At 73.2% G+C, this 18865-nt stretch carries 16 protein-coding genes and 1 rRNA gene; 6 read left to right on the forward strand and 11 right to left on the reverse strand.

What is annotated here, in order from left to right; translation table 11 throughout:
* From Q7T15_RS07795 to mtrA, 4 genes are all read right to left on the reverse strand, one after another.
* Positions 1-566: ComF family protein (locus Q7T15_RS07795; protein ID WP_370689119.1), on the reverse strand; the 566-nt coding region annotated here is incomplete at its 3' end.
* A gap of 109 nt (positions 567-675) precedes the next feature.
* A complete protein-coding gene (locus Q7T15_RS07800) occupies positions 676-2373 on the reverse strand; it encodes a GerMN domain-containing protein (protein ID WP_304694988.1) in 1698 nt (565 codons plus the stop codon).
* Positions 2366-3982: an MtrAB system histidine kinase MtrB gene (gene mtrB / locus Q7T15_RS07805; RefSeq protein WP_304694990.1), complete on the reverse strand. Its 1617-nt coding sequence runs from the start codon at positions 3980-3982 to the stop codon at positions 2366-2368. Before mtrB ends, Q7T15_RS07800 begins: the two co-directional genes overlap by 8 nt.
* A 4-nt stretch (positions 3983-3986) precedes the next feature.
* Positions 3987-4667: an MtrAB system response regulator MtrA gene (gene mtrA, locus Q7T15_RS07810; RefSeq protein WP_304694992.1), complete on the reverse strand. Its 681-nt coding sequence runs from the start codon at positions 4665-4667 to the stop codon at positions 3987-3989.
* 132 nt (positions 4668-4799) lie between these two features.
* Between mtrA and Q7T15_RS07815 the strand changes: the two genes are divergently transcribed.
* The 5 genes from Q7T15_RS07815 to Q7T15_RS07835 are packed head-to-tail and all read left to right on the forward strand — an operon-like array spanning position 4800 to position 10223.
* Entirely contained in the window at positions 4800-5936 is a 1137-nt protein-coding gene (locus Q7T15_RS07815; protein ID WP_304694994.1) for a glycerophosphoryl diester phosphodiesterase membrane domain-containing protein, read from the forward strand.
* Complete coding sequence (locus tag Q7T15_RS07820; RefSeq protein ID WP_304694996.1) at positions 5933-6616, forward strand: DUF4129 domain-containing protein; 684 nt, start codon at positions 5933-5935, stop codon at positions 6614-6616. The genes Q7T15_RS07815 and Q7T15_RS07820 overlap by 4 nt, the downstream gene beginning before the upstream one ends.
* Positions 6617-6663: 47 nt before the next feature.
* A complete protein-coding gene (locus Q7T15_RS07825; protein WP_304694998.1) occupies positions 6664-7929 on the forward strand; it encodes a DUF4350 domain-containing protein in 1266 nt (421 codons plus the stop codon).
* A gap of 12 nt (positions 7930-7941) precedes the next feature.
* Positions 7942-8895 carry a MoxR family ATPase gene (locus tag Q7T15_RS07830; RefSeq protein ID WP_304695000.1) on the forward strand — a complete coding sequence of 318 codons (954 nt, stop codon included), beginning with the start codon at positions 7942-7944 and terminating at the stop codon, positions 8893-8895.
* A gap of 2 nt (positions 8896-8897) precedes the next feature.
* Positions 8898-10223: a DUF58 domain-containing protein gene (locus Q7T15_RS07835; protein ID WP_304695002.1), complete on the forward strand. Its 1326-nt coding sequence runs from the start codon at positions 8898-8900 to the stop codon at positions 10221-10223.
* Between the two features lie 48 nt (positions 10224-10271).
* Here the strand turns inward: Q7T15_RS07835 and Q7T15_RS07840 are convergent, their stop codons facing one another.
* The 6 genes from Q7T15_RS07840 to Q7T15_RS07865 form a co-directional block, all read right to left on the reverse strand.
* Positions 10272-13148 carry an FtsX-like permease family protein gene (locus Q7T15_RS07840; RefSeq protein ID WP_304695004.1) on the reverse strand — a complete coding sequence of 959 codons (2877 nt, stop codon included), beginning with the start codon at positions 13146-13148 and terminating at the stop codon, positions 10272-10274.
* Entirely contained in the window at positions 13145-13882 is a 738-nt protein-coding gene (locus Q7T15_RS07845) for an ABC transporter ATP-binding protein (RefSeq protein WP_304695006.1), read from the reverse strand. Before Q7T15_RS07845 ends, Q7T15_RS07840 begins: the two co-directional genes overlap by 4 nt.
* Positions 13879-14502 carry a PadR family transcriptional regulator gene (locus Q7T15_RS07850; RefSeq protein WP_304695008.1) on the reverse strand — a complete coding sequence of 208 codons (624 nt, stop codon included), beginning with the start codon at positions 14500-14502 and terminating at the stop codon, positions 13879-13881. The genes Q7T15_RS07845 and Q7T15_RS07850 overlap by 4 nt, the downstream gene beginning before the upstream one ends.
* Positions 14503-14670: 168 nt before the next feature.
* Positions 14671-16164 (reverse strand): catalase, encoded by a 1494-nt coding sequence (locus Q7T15_RS07855; protein WP_304695009.1) that lies wholly within the window; start codon positions 16162-16164, stop codon positions 14671-14673.
* Positions 16165-16265: 101 nt separating this feature from the next.
* Positions 16266-16694 (reverse strand): Fur family transcriptional regulator, encoded by a 429-nt coding sequence (locus tag Q7T15_RS07860; protein ID WP_370689120.1) that lies wholly within the window; start codon positions 16692-16694, stop codon positions 16266-16268.
* A 60-nt stretch (positions 16695-16754) separates the two neighbouring features.
* The gene (locus tag Q7T15_RS07865; RefSeq protein WP_304695013.1) at positions 16755-17750 is read right to left on the reverse strand and encodes a stage II sporulation protein M; all 996 of its coding nucleotides are present in this window, start codon (positions 17748-17750) and stop codon (positions 16755-16757) included.
* A gap of 16 nt (positions 17751-17766) precedes the next feature.
* Between Q7T15_RS07865 and Q7T15_RS07870 the strand changes: the two genes are divergently transcribed.
* The gene (locus Q7T15_RS07870) at positions 17767-18630 is read left to right on the forward strand and encodes an RDD family protein (RefSeq protein ID WP_304695015.1); all 864 of its coding nucleotides are present in this window, start codon (positions 17767-17769) and stop codon (positions 18628-18630) included.
* 122 nt (positions 18631-18752) lie between these two features.
* Here the strand turns inward: Q7T15_RS07870 and rrf are convergent.
* Positions 18753-18865: ribosomal RNA gene (gene rrf, locus Q7T15_RS07875) — 5S ribosomal RNA — on the reverse strand; the annotation flags it as partial.

Genomic DNA, 18865 nt, shown 5'->3' on the forward strand with positions numbered 1-18865 from the left:
AGCACGACGGAGCGCCCGCCGAGCGCGCGCACGACCGCGGGCTCGGCGCGGTCGCGCGTGCGCTCGGAGAGGGAGCGCGTCTTCTGCGCTCCCGCGTCCGGCTCGGGCGCGAGGGCGAGGGCGCGCGTCGTCGCGAGCCCGGCTCGACGGGCGAGGAGTTCCACGGGCTGGAAGCCGCGGCGACGGAGCGCGGCGGGCGAGCCGGGCACGGGCACGAGGAGCGCGCCGCGGGCCCCCGGCTGCGCGTAGGCGAGCTCGAGGGCCGCGAGCAGCGGCGCGCGGAGCGGGCGCGCGAGCTCGGTCCGGCCGTTCTCCTTGAGCGCGAGGATGGCCGCGCGAGCGGTGCCCTCGTAGGCGATGCCCGCCGCGAGCGGCACCGACCAGCCGGGTGCGACGTCGAGCTGCGCTGTGCGGGGGTCGGGGGCCAGCTGCGCGGCGCATGCGGAGCACAGCGCGCGGTCGGGGGCTCCGCATCCCGCGCAGTCGACCGGGGCGACGAGAGCCGCGGCGTCGAGCAGTGCGGTGCGGAGAAGACCGGCGAACCGATCGCTCGGTCGGGTCGTCATCGGCTCAGGGTGGACGAGTCGAGCACGGTGCGGGCGGGATGCGACCGCGATCGGGGGTCCGCGCGCGACCCGCCGGATGGGGAGGAGTCGCGCGAGCGGCGGAGCGGCGCTACTGCTGCACGCCGAGGAATACGGCGCGCGCGCCCGTGCTCTGCCAGCCCGATCCCCGCGGCTCGAGGACGACCCCGTCGATCGTGAGGGCGCGCAGGCCGTCGGCTCCGCCGTTGCCGCCGACGAGCTGCACGGCGTCGGCCGGTCGACCGAGGGAGCGCGACCGGCCGCCGATCTCGAGCAGCTGCGCGAGGGCGCCGTCCGCGTCGGAGAGGAGCGCGGCGACCCGCACCTCGTCGACCCAGGCAGCGTCGATGGGGGTGCCGTCGGCGATCGGGAGCTCCTCGAACTGCCCGAGCCTGACCGGCACGTTCGAGGCGACGTCGCGGATGATCGCGGCGACCACGAGGCGCGGGCCGCTGCCGCCGTCGAGGAGGAGCAGCACGCGAGCGTCGTCGCGCGAGACGTCGATCGAGACGACGCGATCACCCGATGCGATGGGCGCCTCGACCGCGTGGACGGTGCCGTTGAGCTCGGTGGCGCGGATGCCGCCGGCTCCGCTCGCGGTCGCCGTCCAGAGGAAGCTGTAGCCGTCGACGCTCGGCGCGACGAGCCCGGGGCGCGCATCGAGGAGGGCGGCGGGGACCTCGCCCGTCCGCACCGACCAGACGCCCGCGTCGGTGAGGGCAGCCGCGAGCGTCCCGCTCGGGCCGAGCGTCACGGCCGTCGCGCCGAGCTCGATGACGCGGTCGCTGAGGATTCCGACCGGCTCGACCCCGGATGCGCCGAGGAAGCCGAAGCCCTCCTCCGTGCGGACGAGGAGGCGCGCGTCGACCTGCGGCGGCACGTCGAGCCCGAGCGGCCCGTCGGCGACCTGGACGGGGTTCTGATCGACGGTGAGCTGCACGCTCGCGACGTTGCTCACGTTGCGCAGGCTCGCCTCGAGCTGGCGCTTGAGCGCGCGGCGCTGCGCATCGTCGATCAGCAGCACTTCGTCGGTGAGGTCGACCTGCGCGACCCCGCCGGTCACGGTGACGAGGGCGGCGAGCGCGGTGCCCTCGGGGACGGCGGAGACGACCGCGCCCTCGAGCCAGCTCGTCGGGGTCTCGAGCACCGCGCGCACGATGCGCGACGCGACCTCGGCCCGGGTGGGGAACCAGCGGAGATCCGGGACGAGGTTCTGGAAGGCCGGGTCGTAGTAGTAGACGGAGTGCTGGCTGAACGCCGACGGGAAGGCCTGCTGGGAGATGAGGATGCCGTCCTGCAGCTCGGCGATGCGCCACTCCCCCTCCTCCTCGACGAAGCGGAACGGCGCGAGCTCCTGCGGCCCCTCCCCCGCCGCGCTGTAGCGACCGAGACCGTCGACCTCGGCGCTCACGGCGGCCGTGTACGACAGCGTCGCGTCATCGACGCGCGCGACGACGCCCTCCCGGCTGCGCACGAGGGTGCCGGCGTAGGGGTTCCAGTCCTGCTGCGCGTCCTCTGCGAGGTACTGGCGGGCGATCCGGTAGTTGTTCTGCGAGGCGGTCGTCGCGGCGAGGAAGCCGGCGAGGATCTCCTCCTGGCTCGCCCCCTCGGCGGGCCCGGAGGGCAGGAAGTCGAACTCCGCGTCGATGTTCTCCTCGACCTCGCCGCCCGGCTGGACGGGGCCGCTGAACGGCACCTGCACGCACGCGGCGAGCAGGATTGCAGGCAGGACCGCGGTCAGCGCGAGCCAGCGGCGGCGCAGCCGACCGCACATGGGGCGCTCAGTCATCGCGCCCCCCGCTCTCGGCGAGCGCCGCGTCGAGCGGGTCGACCGGGGGCAGCTCGATGGGCGAGCCCGTGAGCGGCTGCCCGGGCCGACGGGGCAGCGTCAGTCGGAAGCACGAGCCCTCGCCCTCGACCGACCACACATCGAGCGTGCCGCCGTGGAGGTGCGCGTCCTCCGTCGCGATCGCGAGCCCGAGGCCCGTCCCGCCGGTCGAGCGCTGACGCGACGGGTCGGCGCGCCAGAAGCGGTCGAACACGCGCTCGAGCTCCTCGGGGCTCATGCCGATGCCGTAGTCGCGCACGGCGATCGCGACGGCGTCGGCGTCGGAGTCGACGTAGACGACCACCGGGCGGCCCTCGCCATGATCGACGGCGTTGCCGAGCAGATTCTGCAGGATGCGGCGGAGACGCCGCGCATCGGCGTCCGCCTCGAAGTACCCGCCCGGCGCGACGAGCCGCAGCTCGCTGCCCTTCTCCTCCGCGAGCGGGCGGATGCCCTCGAGCGAGTCCTCGACGAGGCGCACGAGGTTCGTCGGCTCGATGTCGAGCTGGGCGGCGCCGGCGTCGAAGCGGCTCATCTCGAGCAGGTCGCCGAGCATGAACTCGAAGCGCTCGACCTGCGTGTGGAGGAGCTCGGCCGTGCGCGCGGTCGCCGGGGCGAACTGGTCGCGCTGGTCGTACAGCACGTCGCCCGCGAGCCGGATCGTCGTGAGCGGCGTGCGCAACTCGTGCGAGACGTCGGAGACGAAGCGCTGCTGCACGCGCGAGAGGTCGGCGAGCTGGGTGATCTGGCGCTGCAGGCTGTCGGCCATGCGGTTGAACGATCGCGCGAGGGTCGCGATGACGTCCTCGCCCTTCTCGGGGATCCGCTCCTCGAGCTGGCCGGCGGCGAGCTTCTCCGCGGTGTCCGCGGCGACCCGCACCGGGGCGATCGCGAGGCGCACGACGAAGAACGTGACGAGGCCGATCGTGAGCACGAGCAGGAGGGAGCCGATCACGAGCGTCTGCTGCACGAAGTCGAGGGTCTGCTGCACGTCGCGCACGTTGTAGACGAGGTAGACCTCGTACTGCCCGGCCGTCGGCACCTCGATCGCGCCGCCGACCACGATGCCGGGGTCGACGCCCGCTGCGGTCGTGAGGGTGACGGCCTGCGCGTAGACCGACCCGTCGCCCTGGGCGACCTGCTCCTTCAGCTCGGGCGAGATCACCGAGATGTCGAGCTCTCGACTCGTGACCGACTGCATGATCTGCGCCGTCGACTGGCCCTCGCTGCGGAGGATCGCGTACTGCGTGCCTCCGGGGTTGGAGGACGCGGTGCGGATCGTCGTCTGCGCGGTCGAGTTCGCCGTCTCGAGGTCGACCGTGCCCGTCTGGGTCACGGACGAGTCGAACAGCCGCTGCGCGCTCGCGGTCGCCTGGCGCGCCTCCGTGAGCACCTGCTGCTTGCGCGCGTCGTAGAGGTTGGTCGCGATGCTCAGCGACATGTAGCCCGAGATGATCGTGACGGCGACGGTCGTCAGCGCGACGGTGATCGCGACCGTCCGCAGCTGCAGGGACGTGCGCCACAGCCGCCGGGCCCGGGCGAGCCAGTCGCGCCAGTCGAGGGGCGGCATGGGATCAGAGCGTGGCGCCGGCCCGGTAGCCCACGCCTCGCACGGTCATCACGATGCGCGGCTCGTCCGGGTCGAGCTCGACCTTGGCGCGCAGTCGCTGCACGTGCACGTTCACCAGGCGCGTATCGGCCTTGTACTGGTAGCCCCACACCTGCTCGAGCAGCATCTCGCGCGTGAACACCTGGTTGGGCTTCATCGCGAGCGCGAGCAGCAGGTCGAACTCGAGCGGAGTGAGCGAGATGGACTGGTCGCCGCGCTTGACCTCGTGCGCGGTGACGTCGATGACGAGGTCGCCGATCGGCAGGGTCGAGACGGCCGCCTCGGGCGAGGGGCGCAGGCGCGTCTTGATGCGCGCCACGAGCTCCTTGGGGTTGAATGGCTTGACGACGTAGTCGTCGGCTCCGCTCTCGAGGCCCTGCACGACATCCGCCGTATCGGACTTCGCCGTGAGCATGATGATGGGCGTCCCGCTCTGCTCGCGGATCGCACGGCACACCTGGATGCCGTCCATGCCCGGGAGCATGAGGTCGAGGAGGACGAGATCGGGCTTCGACTCCTCGAACGCCCCGACCGCTTCCGCGCCGTCGTGCGAGAACGAGACGTCGTAGCCCTCGCCGCGGAGCACGATGCCGATCATCTCGGCGAGCGCGGTGTCGTCATCGACGACGAGGATGCGCGGGGTCATGGTGCTCTCGGGCCCTCCTTGGCCGATCCGGGGCGCCTCTCGAGCGAACCCGAGGGGTGTTCGCTACAGCCTAGACGAGTGTGACAGCATACGTTCGTCAGGGAACGACCACGGCGTGAAGGACGCGAGACGATGACCGACAGCCCCGCGTGGCAGTCCCCCGGAGCCTCAGCCGCTCCCGTTCCGCCGAGCGGCGAGTCCCCGTGGCACGCGGCCGAGACCGGCCCCGCCCTCCCCCCTCCCGCAGCGGGCTGGGCGCCGCCGCCGCGACCCGGGCTCATCCCCCTGCGGCCCCTCGACTTCGGCACGATCTTCGGCACGACCTTCCGGGTCCTCCGTCGCAACCCGCGACCGGTCTTCGGCGTCGCGATCGGGCTCACGACCCTCGTCACCTTCCTCGCCGGCGCGGTCGTCACGGTCGTCGTCCTCCTCGGCACTGACCGCATCGCGCGCGCGGCCCCGGAGGACATGGAGGCGATCGCGATCGGCACGGGCGCGGTCATCCTGATCTCGGCGCTCCTGACCGCGGCGCTCACGGTCGTCGCCGGCGCGCTCCTGCAGGGGGTCATCGCGATCGAGGTCGCGAGCGCATCCCTCGGCGAGCGCCTGACGTTCCGGCAGCTCTGGGCGCGCGGTCGGGGCCGGTGGGGCGCTCTCGTCGGCTGGTCCCTCCTGCTGAGCGCCGCCCTCACGGCGGCGATCGTGATCCTCGTCGCGATCATCGTGCTCATGGTGTCGATCGGCGACGTCGGCGGCATCGTCGCCGGCGTCCTCATCGGCATCCTCGGCGGACTCGGCATGGCGGTCCTCGCCTCCTGGCTGTGGATCAAGCTCCTCTTCGTCTCGCCCGCGCTCGTGCTCGAGCGCCGACCGCTCCGCGACGCCGTGCCCCGGTCGTGGCGGCTCGTCGTCGGCCGCTTCTGGCGCACCTTCGGCATCATGCTGCTCCTGTCGGTCGCCATCCAGACCGCCGCGAGCGTCGTGACCGCGCCGTTCAGCCTCGTCTCCGGATTCGCCGGCGCACTCGTCAACCCGACGGGCGACCTCACGACCGATCTCGGCTTCCTCATCGGCGTCAACGTCATCGCGATCGCGCTGAGCGCCGTCGTGGGAGCGGTCGGTGCGGTCCTGCTCTCCGCGGGGGCCACGCTCCTCTACGTCGACGCCCGCATGCGCGACGAGGGGCTCGATCTCGACCTGCAGCGCACCGTCGAGGCCCGGGCGACCGGCGCGAGCACCGACGACCCGTTCCTGCCCGCTCGGTCGTGACGCCCCGCCCGACCGCCCCGATGCTCACCGCGCCGCTCGAGCCCGACGCCGACGAGGCGCGCAACCTGCTCCTCGACGAGCTCGCGAAGCTCGAGTACGCGCAGGCCCAGCCGACGTGGTTCGACCTGCTCACCCAGTCGATCATCGAGTGGTTCGCGGGCCTGCAGTTCGGCGGCACGGGCGGCCTTCCTCTCGGCGTGCTCATCGTCGGTGCCGTCCTGATCGCGCTCGCGGTCGTCGTCGCGCTCCTCATCTACGGTCTGCCCCGTTGGCGCCGCCGCTCGCAGGTGCGCGACGACCTCTTCGGCGAGAGCGACGCGCGTTCGGCGCGCGAGCTGCGACGGGATGCCGCGGCGGCGGCCGCGCGCGACGACTGGCGCACGGCCATCGCCGACCGCTACCGGGCGATCGCGCGCTCCCTCGACGAGCGGACGCTCGTCGCGCTGCTCCCCGGCACGACCGCCCACGCGGTCGCCCGGCAGGCGGCCCGGGCGTTCCCCGACGCCGGCTCCGAGCTCGAGGCGGCCGCCGACCTCTTCGACGGCGTGCGCTATCTCGCCCACGAGGGCGACCGCGCCGGCTACGAGCGGGTCCGCGAGCTCGACGACCGGCTCTCGCGCGCCACTCCCCTGCTCGAACAGGCCGCGAGCGGCGCCCATCTCGTCGAGGCTCCGCGGTGACGGCGACGGCACCCGCAGGGCCCACGACGTCCACGACAACGGGCGTCGTGACCGGCGCGCCCCTCGGCACGGCGGCCGAGGTCGTCACGCCGACCGTTCGCCGCACGCTCCGCCGCGCCCTGTTCTGGATCGTGCTCGTCGCGCTCCTCCTCGCCTTCGCCGCGGTCTACGGCCTGACCACCCGATCGACCGCGGAGGCCGACCGCTTCGCCGCCGACGAGGCGGCGCCCGCCGGGTCGCGCGCCCTCGTGGAGGTGCTGCGCGACTCCGGCATCGACGTCGTGACGGCGGACACGCTCGACGCGGCCCTCGCCGCGGTCGATGACCCCGCGACGACGACGCTCGTCGCCGCCGACCCGCGAGCGGTGCTCTCAGCCGACCAGTGGAGCGCCCTCGACGGCGCGGCCGCTTCGCTCGTCCTCGTCGAGCCCCCCGCCCTCGCGGTCGGCGCTCTCGCTCCCTCGATCGCGCCCGGCGTCCCGTCCCTCGGCGGCGTCCGAGACGAGGCCGGATGCTCCCTCCCTGCCGCGCAGCGCGCCGGGTCGATCACGACCGACGGCGTCGGCCTCGACGCCGCGGGCGCCGCCGCCACCGGAGACGCCGTCGAGGTCTGCTTCCCGGGCGAGGAGGGCGAGGGCGGTGCGGCCCTCGTGTCGCTCGACCAGCCGGCGGGGGGCGACCTGCACCTGCTCGGCGCGGGCGGCGTCGTGCAGAACGGTCTCATCGGGCGGGAGGGGAACGCCGCGCTCGCGCTCGGGCTCGCGGGCGAGCATCCGCGCCTCATCTGGTACGTCGCGTCGACGGCCGACGTCACCCACGGCGCGACCGGGCTGTCGGAGCTCTACCCGGGCTGGGTGAATCCGATCGCGTGGCTCGCCCTGACCGTCGGACTCGCCGCCGCCGTGTGGCGCGGCCGCCGCCTCGGGCCCGTCGTGATCGAGAATCTGCCCGTCGTCGTGCGCACGACCGAGACGATGGAGGGCCGCGCGCGCCTCTACGCCCGCGAGGGCTCGCGACTGCGGGCGCTCGACGCGCTGCGGGTCGGCACGCTGCGACGCCTCGCCGAGGGGCTCGCCCTGGGCAGCGCCGCCGGCCTCGACGACATCGTCACCGCCGTCTCGGGCATCGCGGGCCGCGACCGCGCCGGGCTGCGCGCGCTGCTCGTCGACCGCGAGCCCCGTGACGACGGCGAGCTCGTCGCGCTCTCGGACGAGCTGCTCGAGCTCGAGCGCCTCGTCCAGCGCCGCGTCGCCCTCGCCGACGAGGGCGTCGACGGCCGCCCCGACGACCGCTCCGAACCGACCACCCGATAAGAGGAGAACACCATGGACAGCGACCTGCGGGCATCCTTCGCGAGCGTGCGGAGCGAGGTGGGCAAGGCCGTCGTCGGTCAGGATGCGGCCGTGAGCGGCCTCATGGTCGCGCTACTCGCCAACGGGCACGTGCTGCTCGAGGGCGTCCCGGGCGTCGCGAAGACCCTGCTCGTGCGCTCGCTCAGCCACGCGCTGAGCCTCACGACGACGCGCGTGCAGTTCACTCCCGACCTCATGCCGGGCGACGTCACGGGCTCGGTCGTCTACGACGCGAAGAACGGCGACTTCGAGTTCCGTCGGGGGCCGGTCTTCACGAACATCCTGCTCGCCGATGAGATCAACCGCACGCCCCCGAAGACGCAGTCGGCGCTGCTCGAGGCCATGGAGGAGCGCCAGGTCACCGTCGACGGCACGACCCACCCCCTGCCCGAGCCGTTCGTCGTCGCCGCGACGCAGAACCCCGTCGAGTACGAGGGCACCTACACGCTCCCCGAGGCGCAGCTCGACCGCTTCCTGCTCAAGCTCGTGCTCGACCTCCCGGCGCGCGACTCCGAGATCGAGGTGCTGCAGCGCCACGCCGACGGCTTCAGCGCGCGCGACCTCGCGGCCGCGGGCCTGCGACCCGTGCTCGGAGCCGAGCAGATCGCCGCCGCCCGGGCATCCGTCGCGCAGGTGGGCGCGACGCCCGAGCTGCTCGCCTACCTCGTCGACCTCGCGCGCGGCACGCGCCAGAGCCCGTCGGTGCGTCTCGGCGTGAGCCCCCGCGGCACGACGGCGCTGCTCGCCGCGACGAAGGCGTGGGCCTGGCTCTCGGGGGCCGAGGCGATCACGCCCGACCACGTGCAGCAGATGATCCTGCCCGTGTGGCGGCACCGCATCGGCCTGCGCCCCGAGGCCGAGCTCGAGGGCGTCTCGGCCGACACGATCCTGCGCTCGGTCGTGCAGCAGACCCAGGTCCCGCTGTAGCCATGGCCGTCACGGGGTGGTTCGTCGCGCTCGTCGCTCTCGGCGTCGTGCCCGTCGTGCTGCTCGCGAACGGGTGGGCGTACGTGGGCTGGGTCGCCCTCTGCCTCGTGCTCATGGCGGTGGATGCCGCGCTCGCGGCCTCCCCGCGCGCCGCATCGCTCGCGCGGTCGGGCCCCGAGCGCGTGCGCCTGACCGAGCAGGCCGAGGTGACCCTGCTCGTCACCAACGGCTCGCGTCGCCGCCTGCGCGGCGTGATCCGCGACGCGTGGGAGCCCTCGGCCGGAGCGACCCCCCGACGCCAGCGGATCGACGTGCCCGCGGGCGAGCGCCGCGCGGTGCGCAGCGTGCTGCGGCCGTGGCGACGCGGCGAGCGAAAGGCCGCGATGGTGACGATCCGCGCGATCGGGCCGATGCGGCTCGCGGGGCGGCAGGCGAGCATCCGCGTGCCGGGAGGCATTCGCGTGCTGCCCGAGTTCGCCGCGCGGCGCCACCTGCCCTCGCGGCTCGCCCGGCTGCGCGAGCTCGACGGCCGCACCTCGCTCATGGTGCGCGGGCAGGGCACCGAGTTCGACAGCCTGCGCGAGTACGTGCGCGGCGACGACGTGCGCTCGATCGACTGGCGCGCCACGGCTCGCCGCGCGGGCGGACCGGGGCCGGCGGGCTCCCCCGCGCCGACGCTCATGGTGCGCACGTGGCGCCCCGAGCGCGACCGGCACGTCGTCGTCATCGTCGACTCGGGCCGCACCGCCGCGGCGCGCATCGCCGACGAGACGCGCATCGACACGGCCTTCGAGTCGACGTTGCTGCTCTCGGCGCTGGCCGATCGCGCGGGCGACCGCGTGGATGTCGCGGTGTTCGACCGGCGCGTGCGCGGGCGCGTGCAGGGGGCGCGCGGCGCCGACCTGCTCGCGAAGCTCGTCGACACGATGGCGCCCATCGATCCCGAGCTGCTCGAGACCGACTGGACGGCCGTGCCCTCGCTCGTGCGCTCGATGACCTCGCAGCGCGCTCTCGTCGTCATCGCCACGCCGCTCGAGTCGCCCGGATCCACGCGGGGGCTCCTCGCGATGCTGCCGCAGCTGACGCGCAAGCACCTCGTGCTCGTCGCGGCCGTCACCGACCCCGCGCTGCTGTCGGCGGCCGCGGATCGCTCGGATCGAGCATCCGTCTACCGCGCCGCGGCGGCCGAGCGGGCGATGCTGGATGCTCAGCGCGTGGCCGCGGCGGTGCAGCGCCTCGGCGCCGACGTCGTGACGGCCGCGCCGCTCGAGCTGCCGCCCGCCGTCGCCGACCGGTACCTCGCGTACAAGGCCGCCGGTCGGCTGTAGCGGTCGGGCGGCCGGTCCGGTCGTCGAAAACGGCCGGCCGCCCGACGGTCAGGCGATCGCGGAGCGATCGGTCGGGAGGGCCGTGGCGCGGCCCGCGAGCAGCCAGGCGCCGACGGCGATGAGCAGCGGAACGCCGAGGGCGGCGATGCCGAGCTGGAGGAGCGGCGGCGCGAACGGCATCGGGCCGCCCGGCAGCGCGAGGGCCCCCGCCGCGAGGAGGCCGAGGCCCGCCCCGACGACGGCGCCGATGCCCGCGAGGAACACGGCCTGCCAGAAGCTCACGGCTCGCCGCAGTCGCCGGGTCGCGCCCATCGCCCCGAGGATCGCCTCGTCGCGGCGGCCGTCGATGCGGGCGAGTCCGATCGCGATCGCGGAGGCGGTGAGGGCGATCGCGCCGCTCACGCCGACGAGCACCCAGGCGGCGACGCCGACGATGTCGGCCGGTCCGGTCTCGACGACGCCCTGGACGCCCCAGGGGTCCCCTGTGAGCTCGCGCGAGAGCTCGAGCAGCGCGTCGCGCTCGGCGGCGCCGGGGGCGCCCTCGGGATACGCGATGACGGCGACCGGCATGACGTCGAGGTCGAGCGCGCGCGCCGTCTCGGGAAGCATCAGGAGCGCCCCCTGAAGCGGGGTCGGCGGCTCCTGCACCACCGCCGGGAGGACCTCCTCCCGCACGGAGTCGAGGCGGTGCACTCCGCCCGAGCCGCCGTCGACGAGCTGCACCGAGTCGACCCAGCGCAGCCGCGCCTCGCCGTCGACGAGGTACTCGGGATGGATGGCGACGACTCCCCCCGACTCGAGGGCGCGGCGGGATTCTGCGTCGAGCGACATCCCGGTCGCCATCTCGAGCGCGTCGACGTCGCCGACACGGATGCTGTCGGAGAAGAACGGGTTGGACCAGAACAGCATCCGGCCCGACTCCGCGGCGCAGCGCGGGTCGTCCGCCGCGAGCTCGTCGAACGCGCGGAGCTCCGTCTCGGTCGCATCGGGCGGCGGGCCGAGGAACGAGGGGCACACCTGATCCTCGTCGACGGCGACGACGAGGGTCGTCGTCCCCTCCGGAGGGAGGATGGGCTGCCCGGTCCGCTCGTCGTAGCCCCAGTAGTCGCGGGTGTAGGCGCCCTCGACCAGCACGGCTTCGGCATCGGCGATGTCGGCGACCCCTGTCACGACGGCATCGACGTCGTCGATCGTCCGGAACTCGTTCGTGATCGGGTCTGCCGTTCGCACCGTCATGGCTACCGCGTTCATGGGCGCCTGCCAGGTGTGCCACTTCTCGTTCTCGATCTGGACGGCGCCGAACACGCTCATGAGGAAGCTCGCGAGGAACACGGTCGTCATGACGGCGGCCGCGACGGGTACCGTGCGGCCCGCGTTGCGAGCGGAGTCGCGCGCGGCGAGCCGGACCGAGGTGCGGCCGGACGCGGTCGCGCGGGCGACGGCCCGCAGGACCATCGGGAGTGCGAGCACGACGCCGAGCTGGAGGACGATCGCGCCGAGTGCGATCGTCGCCACGGCGATGCCATCGGCGATCGGCGGATACTCCTCGAGCGTGCGGAGGACCACGAGCAGCACGCCGCCGCTCAGCAGGATGACGGCGCCCACGACGAGAGTCGCAAGCGCGGCGCGGCGCGCGGTCGATCCGACGATCGCCGGCCGCCGGGCGCCGCGCAGCGCGGAGACCACGTCGACCCGGGTCGCGATGCGTGCCGGGATCACCGCGGCGAGCCATCCGGCGGCGGTCGCGACGACGACCGTCAGTCCGAGGACCACCGGGTCGAGATGGAAGCCGGGGTACTGGAGAGCGCTGCCCGATCGGGTGAGCTCCATGAACAGAGCGCCGGCCCCCGTTCCGAGCGCGAGCCCGATGACCGACCCGACGGCGCCGAGCACGACGCCGCCCGAGGTGACGACGGCGCGCATGAGCCGCCGGTCGCCGCCGACGCTCGCGAGCACCGCGAGCGACCGCTGCTGCTGGCGGGCGCCGACCATGAACGCCGCACCGGCCAGGAGTACGACCTGCAGCAGCAGGAACGCGCCGATCATCGCCGCGAGCGCGAGGAACTGCCCCTGGAATCCGAAGAACGACGCGAGCGGGTCCTCGGGGACCGCACCGGTGTACGGCCCGCCGCCGAGGATGATGTCGCGCGACGTCGCGATGAGGCCCTGCTCGTTGAGCGCCTGCACGTCGTCCCACGACAGCGCGGCGTCGAGGGCGAAGTAGGTGGCGCCGAAGGCGCGGACTCCCTCCGCCTCGGCGCCCAGGCCGCGGATGGTGCCGAACACCCGCAGCACGTCGTTCGCGTCGTGAGCGCTGCGCCCGAGCCCCACGATCGTGCGCTCGACCCCGTCGGGCTGCGTCGAGACGACGGCACCGACCGCGAGACCGAGCTCGTCGGCGAGGGCGGGCGAGACGACGAGCTCGCGGTCGCGCTCCGGCGCGCGGCCCTCGAGGAGGTCGAACCGCCCAGCGAGCTCGTCGACGAACACGTCGCCGGCCGTCGCCTGCACCTGCCGCAGCCGGTCGCCGGTGTCGAGCGTCGCGACGGTGCTGACCGCGGCGACGACGCGACCGTCGATCACGGACGCCGGGTCGACGACCTCGGCGGACTCGTCGATCGCGGCGCCCGGGTCGGTCTGATCCCAGAACCCCTGCAGGGGCGCGAACGCCGCCTGGCGGTCGACCGTTCCGGGCGGGCCGACCACCTGGACGACGGCCTCCGCGTCGGCCAGATTCAGCTCGACGAGCTCCTCCGGCGTCGGATTCGAGCTCGCGACGACGACGGCCGTCGCCGACATGCCCGCGACGGGCACGGCGATCATGAGCGCGATGAGGATGCTGCGCCCGAGCGAGCGTCGCGCGTTGCGGGCGGCGAGCAGCAGCGCCAATCGCAGCGGGGGCCGGGCGGTGCGCGACTCTCTCACGCGCCCGTCGCCAGGAGCGCGCTCGCGTCGTCGCGGCGGGTCTCGTCGACCACGCGACCGTCGCGGAGGAACACGATGCGGTCGGCCCAGGCGGCGTGCCGCGCGTCATGGGTGACCAGGATGCCGCCCGCGCCCTCGTCGATGCGCGAGCGCAGCATCCGGAGCACGACCTCGCCGGTCTGCGAGTCGAGAGCCCCCGTGGGCTCGTCGGCGAGGATGAGGGTGCGGCCGCCCACGACGGCGCGCGCGATCGCGACGCGCTGCTGCTGACCGCCGGAGAGGTCGTCGGGGAAGTGCTCGGAGCGGTCATCGAGCTCGACGAGGTGCAGCGCGTCGAGGGCGGCGCGACGGGCCTTCGAGCGCTTCCAGCCGTCGAGCTCGAGCGGCAGGCTCACGTTCTCGACCGCGGTGAGCGCCGGCACGAGGTTGAAGTCCTGGAAGACGAAGCCGAGCGTGCGGCGGCGGATCGCCGCGAGCTGCGCGGGCTTCGCGTCGCGCAGGTACTGCCCGTCGATCACGACCTCCCCGCTCGTGGGCGTCACGAGCCCCCCGGCGATCGTCAGGAGGGTCGACTTGCCCGAGCCCGAGGCGCCCATGATCGCGACGAGCTCGCCGCGCTTGACCGAGAGGTCGACGCCCGCGAGCGCGGTGACCGAGTTCTCGCCCGCTCCGTAGTGCATCGAGACGGCGTCGAGGCGCAGCAGCTCGCTCGCGCCGATCCGCTCGCGGCTCATCGGGCGCTCGCCGTCGTCGTGGCGGGCGGTTCGGCGGACACCGGGCGCGATGCTGACGCCGTCGCGCCGCCGTCCGCGCCTCCCGAGCCGGATCGAGCCTGCAGGCGCCGGATCCGCGCCTCCGAATGCTCGAGCCACCGCACCTCGGCCTCCGCCTGGAAGATGAGCGCATCGACGACGAGCTGCCAGACAAACTCCTCCGGCGAGTCCGGGTCGCCGCCGGCCGCCTTCGATCGCGTGAGCTCCTGCAGCGACCGGATCGTCGCGACCCGCTGAGCGTGGATGATCGCCTCGGGGTCGACGCCCGGAAGAGTCACCGCGAGGGCGAGCTTGACCGCGAGCTCGTCGCGCGCGGCCGCACCGCGCACCACGGGCCCCTCGAGCCAGGCGCGCGCCTCCGCGGCCCCCGCGTCGGTGATCGCGTAGAAGACGTGGCCGTCCCCGTCGGTCTCGCCGCGCTCGATGAGTCCGTCGCGCTCGAGGCGATCGAGCGTGTTGTAGACCTGCCCGACGTTGACGGGCCACGAGTCGCCCGTGCGCCGCTCGAACTCGACCTTGAGCTGATAGCCGTAGCTCGGCCCCTGCGAGAGCAGAGCGAGCAGGCCGTGACGCACCGACATGGAGACTCCTTCGACAGCCGACCGGCGCATCCGATCGATGACTGCATGCCGAGCATATGCATTCCCGGCATGCCCGTCGAGAAGAACTCGACCTATCGGCGTGTCGCAGAGATGCGGAACGGGCCGCCCCTCCGCGAGGGGAGACGGCCCGTTCGGTGCGGATGCCCGCTACTTGGCGGCGGTCGGCTCCGGCACGAGGGTCGCCTTCGGGGCGGCGATCTCGGGCAGACCCGACGCGACGCGCGCGCCGATGCCGGGCTCGATGGCCGTCCAGTACTGGATGACGCGGTCGCGTAGCTCGGGGATCGTCACGCCCGAGACGTGGCCGATGATCGTCGACACGAGACGATCCCGCTGGGCGTCGTCCATCACGCGCGTGATGAGCTCGCGCGCCTGCCCGTAGTCGTCGTCATCCGCATGCACGGTGGCCGACGTGCGGAGGAGCTCACCGTCCATCTCCCAGCCGCGATCGGGGCCGTGGGCCTCGGCGTCGGCGTGCGGGCCACCGAACGAGTTGGGCGCGTAGACCGGCTGGTTCGCGGGCGGGAACGAGTAGGTCATCGCGCCCTCCTTCGAGTACGCGTGCGCCTCGGTCTTCGGCGCGTTGACCGGCAGCTGCGCGTGGTTGGTGCCCACGCGGTAGCGGTGCGCGTCGGCGTAGCTGAAGATGCGCGCCTGCAGCATGCGGTCGGGGCTCGCGGCGATGCCGGGAACGAAGTTCGACGGCGCGAAGGTCGCCTGCTCGATCTGGGCGAAGAAGTTCTCCGGGTTGCGGGTGAGCGTCAGGCGCCCGACCGGGATGAGCGGGTAGTCGGCCTTCGGCCACACCTTCGTGAGGTCGAACGGGTTGAAGCGGTAGGTCTTCGCCTCCTCGTACGGCATGACCTGCACCGAGAGCTGCCACGAGGGGTGCTCGCCGCGCTCGATCGCCTCGAACAGATCGCGGCGGTGCAGGTCGGCGTCCTCGCCGGCGATGCGGTCGGCCTGCTCCTGCGTGAGGGTCTCGTGGCCCTGCTCGGTGCGGAAGTGGTACTTCACCCAGAAGCGCTCGCCCGCCGCGTTGATCCACTGGTAGGTGTGCGAGCCGAAGCCGTCCATGTGGCGCCATGACGTCGGGATGCCCCGATCGCCCATGAGCCACGTCACCTGGTGCGACGACTCGGGCTGCAGGGTCCAGAAGTCCCACTGCATGTCGTGGTCGCGCAGCCCCGATCCCGGCAGGCGCTTCTGCGAGCGGATGAAGTCGGGGAACTTGATGCCGTCCTTGATGAAGAAGACGGGCGTGTTATTGCCCACGAGGTCGTAGTTGCCCTCGGAGGTGTAGAACTTGAGCGCGAAGCCGCGCGGGTCGCGCCACGTGTCGGGGCTGCCCTGCTCGCCGGCGACCGACGAGAAGCGCGCGAGCGTCTCGGTCGTCACGCCCGGCTGCAGGAAGGCCGCCCGCGTGTACGCCGAGACGTCGTGAGTGGTCTCGAACACGCCGAACGCCCCGCCGCCCTTGGCGTGCACGACGCGCTCCGGCACGCGCTCGCGGTTGAACTGGGCGAGCTTCTCGACCAGGTAGTGATCGGTGAGCGGGATGACGCCGTCGGCGCCGACGGTCTGCGAGTGCTGGTCGCTCGCCACGGGGGCGCCGGAGGTGGTCGTCGTTCGGTTCGTCACGCGGAAGGGCTCCTTCGGGGGATGGGAAATGGATCGCGCTCGGCGCGCGCACGATCGATCGCGCGCCACGGGCATCCGCGGCGCTCGTCGGTCGGGGCGCGCTAGGTCAGCTCCGTCGAGGCGGAGCACGCGGGGCACAGGCCCCAGAACGTCACCTCGGCGGTCGTCACCGTGAAGCCGCCCGTGCTCGACGGCACGAGGCACGGAGCCTCGCCGACGACGCAGTCGACATCGCCCACGGCGCCGCACTGCGTGCAGACGACGTGGTGGTGGTTGTCGCCGATGCGGCGCTCGTAGCGCGCGGGGCTCCGCGCGGGTTCGATGCGCCGCAGGACGCCGGCTGCCGTGAGGTCGCCGAGCACGTTGTGCACCGCTTGCAGGGTGAGACGATCGCCGGCCGCCACGAGAGCGGCGTGGATGCGATCGGCCTCGCTGTGCGGCATCCGCTCGATGATGCGCAGCACCGCCAGTCGGCCGGCGGTCACCCGCAGGCCGGCCTCGCGGAGGAGCGTCTCATCGGTCACGGGCACCCCTCGACACTATCACTTTTCGTGAACGAGTCAACAATACGAACGGTTCAGGATGCTCGCTCAATCGGCCACGACGACGCGAGCCCCCCGGCTGATCGGGTCGAGGTCGCCCGTCTCGCCGTCGCGCGTCGCGGCGCGGCCGACGATCCACTGCAGCCAGAGGAACCACGCGAGAGCGAGCGTCCCGATGCCGATGCGGATGACGTCGGGCCACTCCTGCCGCGTCACGAAGCCCTCGACGATGCCGCTCACGAGCAGCCCGACGACGAGGCCGCCGATCACGGCGAAGAGTGCGCGGCCGTCCTCGGCGAGGGCCTGCAGCCGCGTGCGCGAGCCGGGCGCGACCCACGCCCAGAAGATCATGAGCCCCGCGGCCGCGGCGACGAAGATGCAGTACAGCTCGAGCTGGCCGTGCGGGGCGATATTGAGGAAGAAGACGTCGAGCCGGTCGAACTCGGCCATGATCGCGGCGCTCTGTCCGACTCCCTGCGCGTTCTGCAGCAGGACGAACGGCACCCAGAAGCCCGAGATGCCGAAGGCGACGCACTGCGCGGCGATCCAGGCGTTGTTGACCCAGACCTGGCCGGCGAACGAGGCCTCGGACGACTCGGAGTAGTAGTTGACGAAGTCCTGCTCGGCGTAGCGGCGCAGGGTCTCGTAGTCGCCGAGGCTCGCGATCACGGCGGGGTTCGACCCGATCCACACCGCGTAGAGGGTCGCGACGATCGCGAACACGACGGCGATCACGAGCGACAGGTATCGGATGCGGTAGAGCGCCGCCGGGACCTCCCGCGTCGCGTAGCGCGCGAGCTGCACGAGCGGCTCGGCCTGCGCGCCGGTGAAGCGCAGGCGCGCCCGCGACAGCGCGACGGAGAGCCGCTCGCGTTGCGGGACGTCGCCCGCGGTCGTCGAGATCGCCGACAGGTGGGTCGCCGCGGCCTGGTAGTGGTCGATGAGCTCGTCGGCGTCGCGACCGGCGAAGCGGCGGCGGCGCGCGAGCGCGTCGAGGCGATCCCACTCGTCGGCGTGGGCGGCGGAGTACGCGTCGAGGTCCATCTGTTTAGATGATGGCATGTCCGGTCTTGCGGCGGCTCCGATCCCGACCGGGACGGACTACGACGCGGAGCGCGAGCTCCTCACGGGCGAGGCGGTCGCCCTCCAGCTGCGCCCGACGAGCGTCATCCTCCGCGCCGCCGGCGCCGCGATCGATTACGCCGTGTACGTCGTGGGCACCGGGCTGCTCATCTGGCTGCTGCTCGAGACGGCGCCGTCGCTCGGCGTGCCCGAGAACCTCTACGCCGCGGTCGCGATCTCGACGGCCGTGCTCGGGCTCGTGATTGTGCCGGCCGTGGTCGAGACCGCGAGCCAGGGCAAGTCGCTCGGTCGCTGGGCGCTCGGCGACCGCATCGTGCGCGATGACGGCGGCGCCGTGTCGTTCCGGCACGCCTTCATCCGCTCGTTCGTCGGGCTGTTCGAGATCGTGCTGACCCTCGGCGGCGCCGCCGTCATGGTCGCGATGCTCAACGCGCGCGCGAAGCGACTCGGCGACCTGATCGCCGGCACCTACAGCCAGTACGAGCGCGTCGCACGGATCGAGGCGCGAACCTTCGGCGTGCCCCCTGAGCTGGCGGAGTGGGCCTCGACGGCCGACGTCGCACGGCTGCCCGACGCGCTGTCGCGACGGATCGCGCAGTTCCTCGGCCAGGCCGGCGGTCACACGCCCGCGACGCGCCAGCGGCTCGCCGCCGCACTCGCTCGCGATGCCGCCGTCTACGTCTCACCGGTTCCGGATGCCGACCCCGAGCTCTTCCTCGCCGCGGTCGCCGTCCTTCGCCGCGAGCGGGAGGCGACGGCGCGCGAGCTCGAGCGCGCGCGACTGGAGCAGCTCGCTCCGACGCTCGCGGCGCTCCCGCACGGATTCCCTGACCGCGGCTGACGCCGTCGGCTCGAGAGCGCAACGCAGCGCAGCGCAGCGGTCCATCCAATTGTGCGCGCGTCTGAATGGGCCGTTAACGACGAGAAGCCCCTCCACGAATGGAGGGGCTTCTCTCGAAAGAAGTCCGGCGGTGTCCTACTCTCCCACGAGGTCACCCTCGCAGTACCATCGGCGCAGAAGGTCTTAGCTTCCGGGTTCGGAATGTAACCGGGCGTTTCCCCTTCGCTATGGCCGC

The sequence above is a fragment of the Microcella sp. genome (genome assembly GCF_030645145.1).
Lineage (GTDB): Bacteria > Actinomycetota > Actinomycetes > Actinomycetales > Microbacteriaceae > Microcella.

What these genes read in the sequence shown, in the direction of transcription:
- Q7T15_RS07835 (WP_304695002.1), top strand. Translation starts at nt 8,898, where the DNA reads ATGGCCGTCACGGGGTGGTTCGTCGCGCTCGTCGCTCTCGGCGTCGTG.
- Q7T15_RS07830 (WP_304695000.1), top strand. Translation starts at nt 7,942, where the DNA reads ATGGACAGCGACCTGCGGGCATCCTTCGCGAGCGTGCGGAGCGAGGTG.
- mtrA (WP_304694992.1), bottom strand. Translation starts at nt 4,667, where the DNA reads ATGACCCCGCGCATCCTCGTCGTCGATGACGACACCGCGCTCGCCGAG.
- Q7T15_RS07865 (WP_304695013.1), bottom strand. Translation starts at nt 17,750, where the DNA reads ATGGACCTCGACGCGTACTCCGCCGCCCACGCCGACGAGTGGGATCGC.
- Q7T15_RS07800 (WP_304694988.1), bottom strand. Translation starts at nt 2,373, where the DNA reads ATGACTGAGCGCCCCATGTGCGGTCGGCTGCGCCGCCGCTGGCTCGCG.
- Q7T15_RS07845 (WP_304695006.1), bottom strand. Translation starts at nt 13,882, where the DNA reads ATGAGCCGCGAGCGGATCGGCGCGAGCGAGCTGCTGCGCCTCGACGCC.
- Q7T15_RS07850 (WP_304695008.1), bottom strand. Translation starts at nt 14,502, where the DNA reads ATGTCGGTGCGTCACGGCCTGCTCGCTCTGCTCTCGCAGGGGCCGAGC.
- Q7T15_RS07815 (WP_304694994.1), top strand. Translation starts at nt 4,800, where the DNA reads ATGACCGACAGCCCCGCGTGGCAGTCCCCCGGAGCCTCAGCCGCTCCC.
- Q7T15_RS07870 (WP_304695015.1), top strand. Translation starts at nt 17,767, where the DNA reads ATGTCCGGTCTTGCGGCGGCTCCGATCCCGACCGGGACGGACTACGAC.
- mtrB (WP_304694990.1), bottom strand. Translation starts at nt 3,982, where the DNA reads ATGCCGCCCCTCGACTGGCGCGACTGGCTCGCCCGGGCCCGGCGGCTG.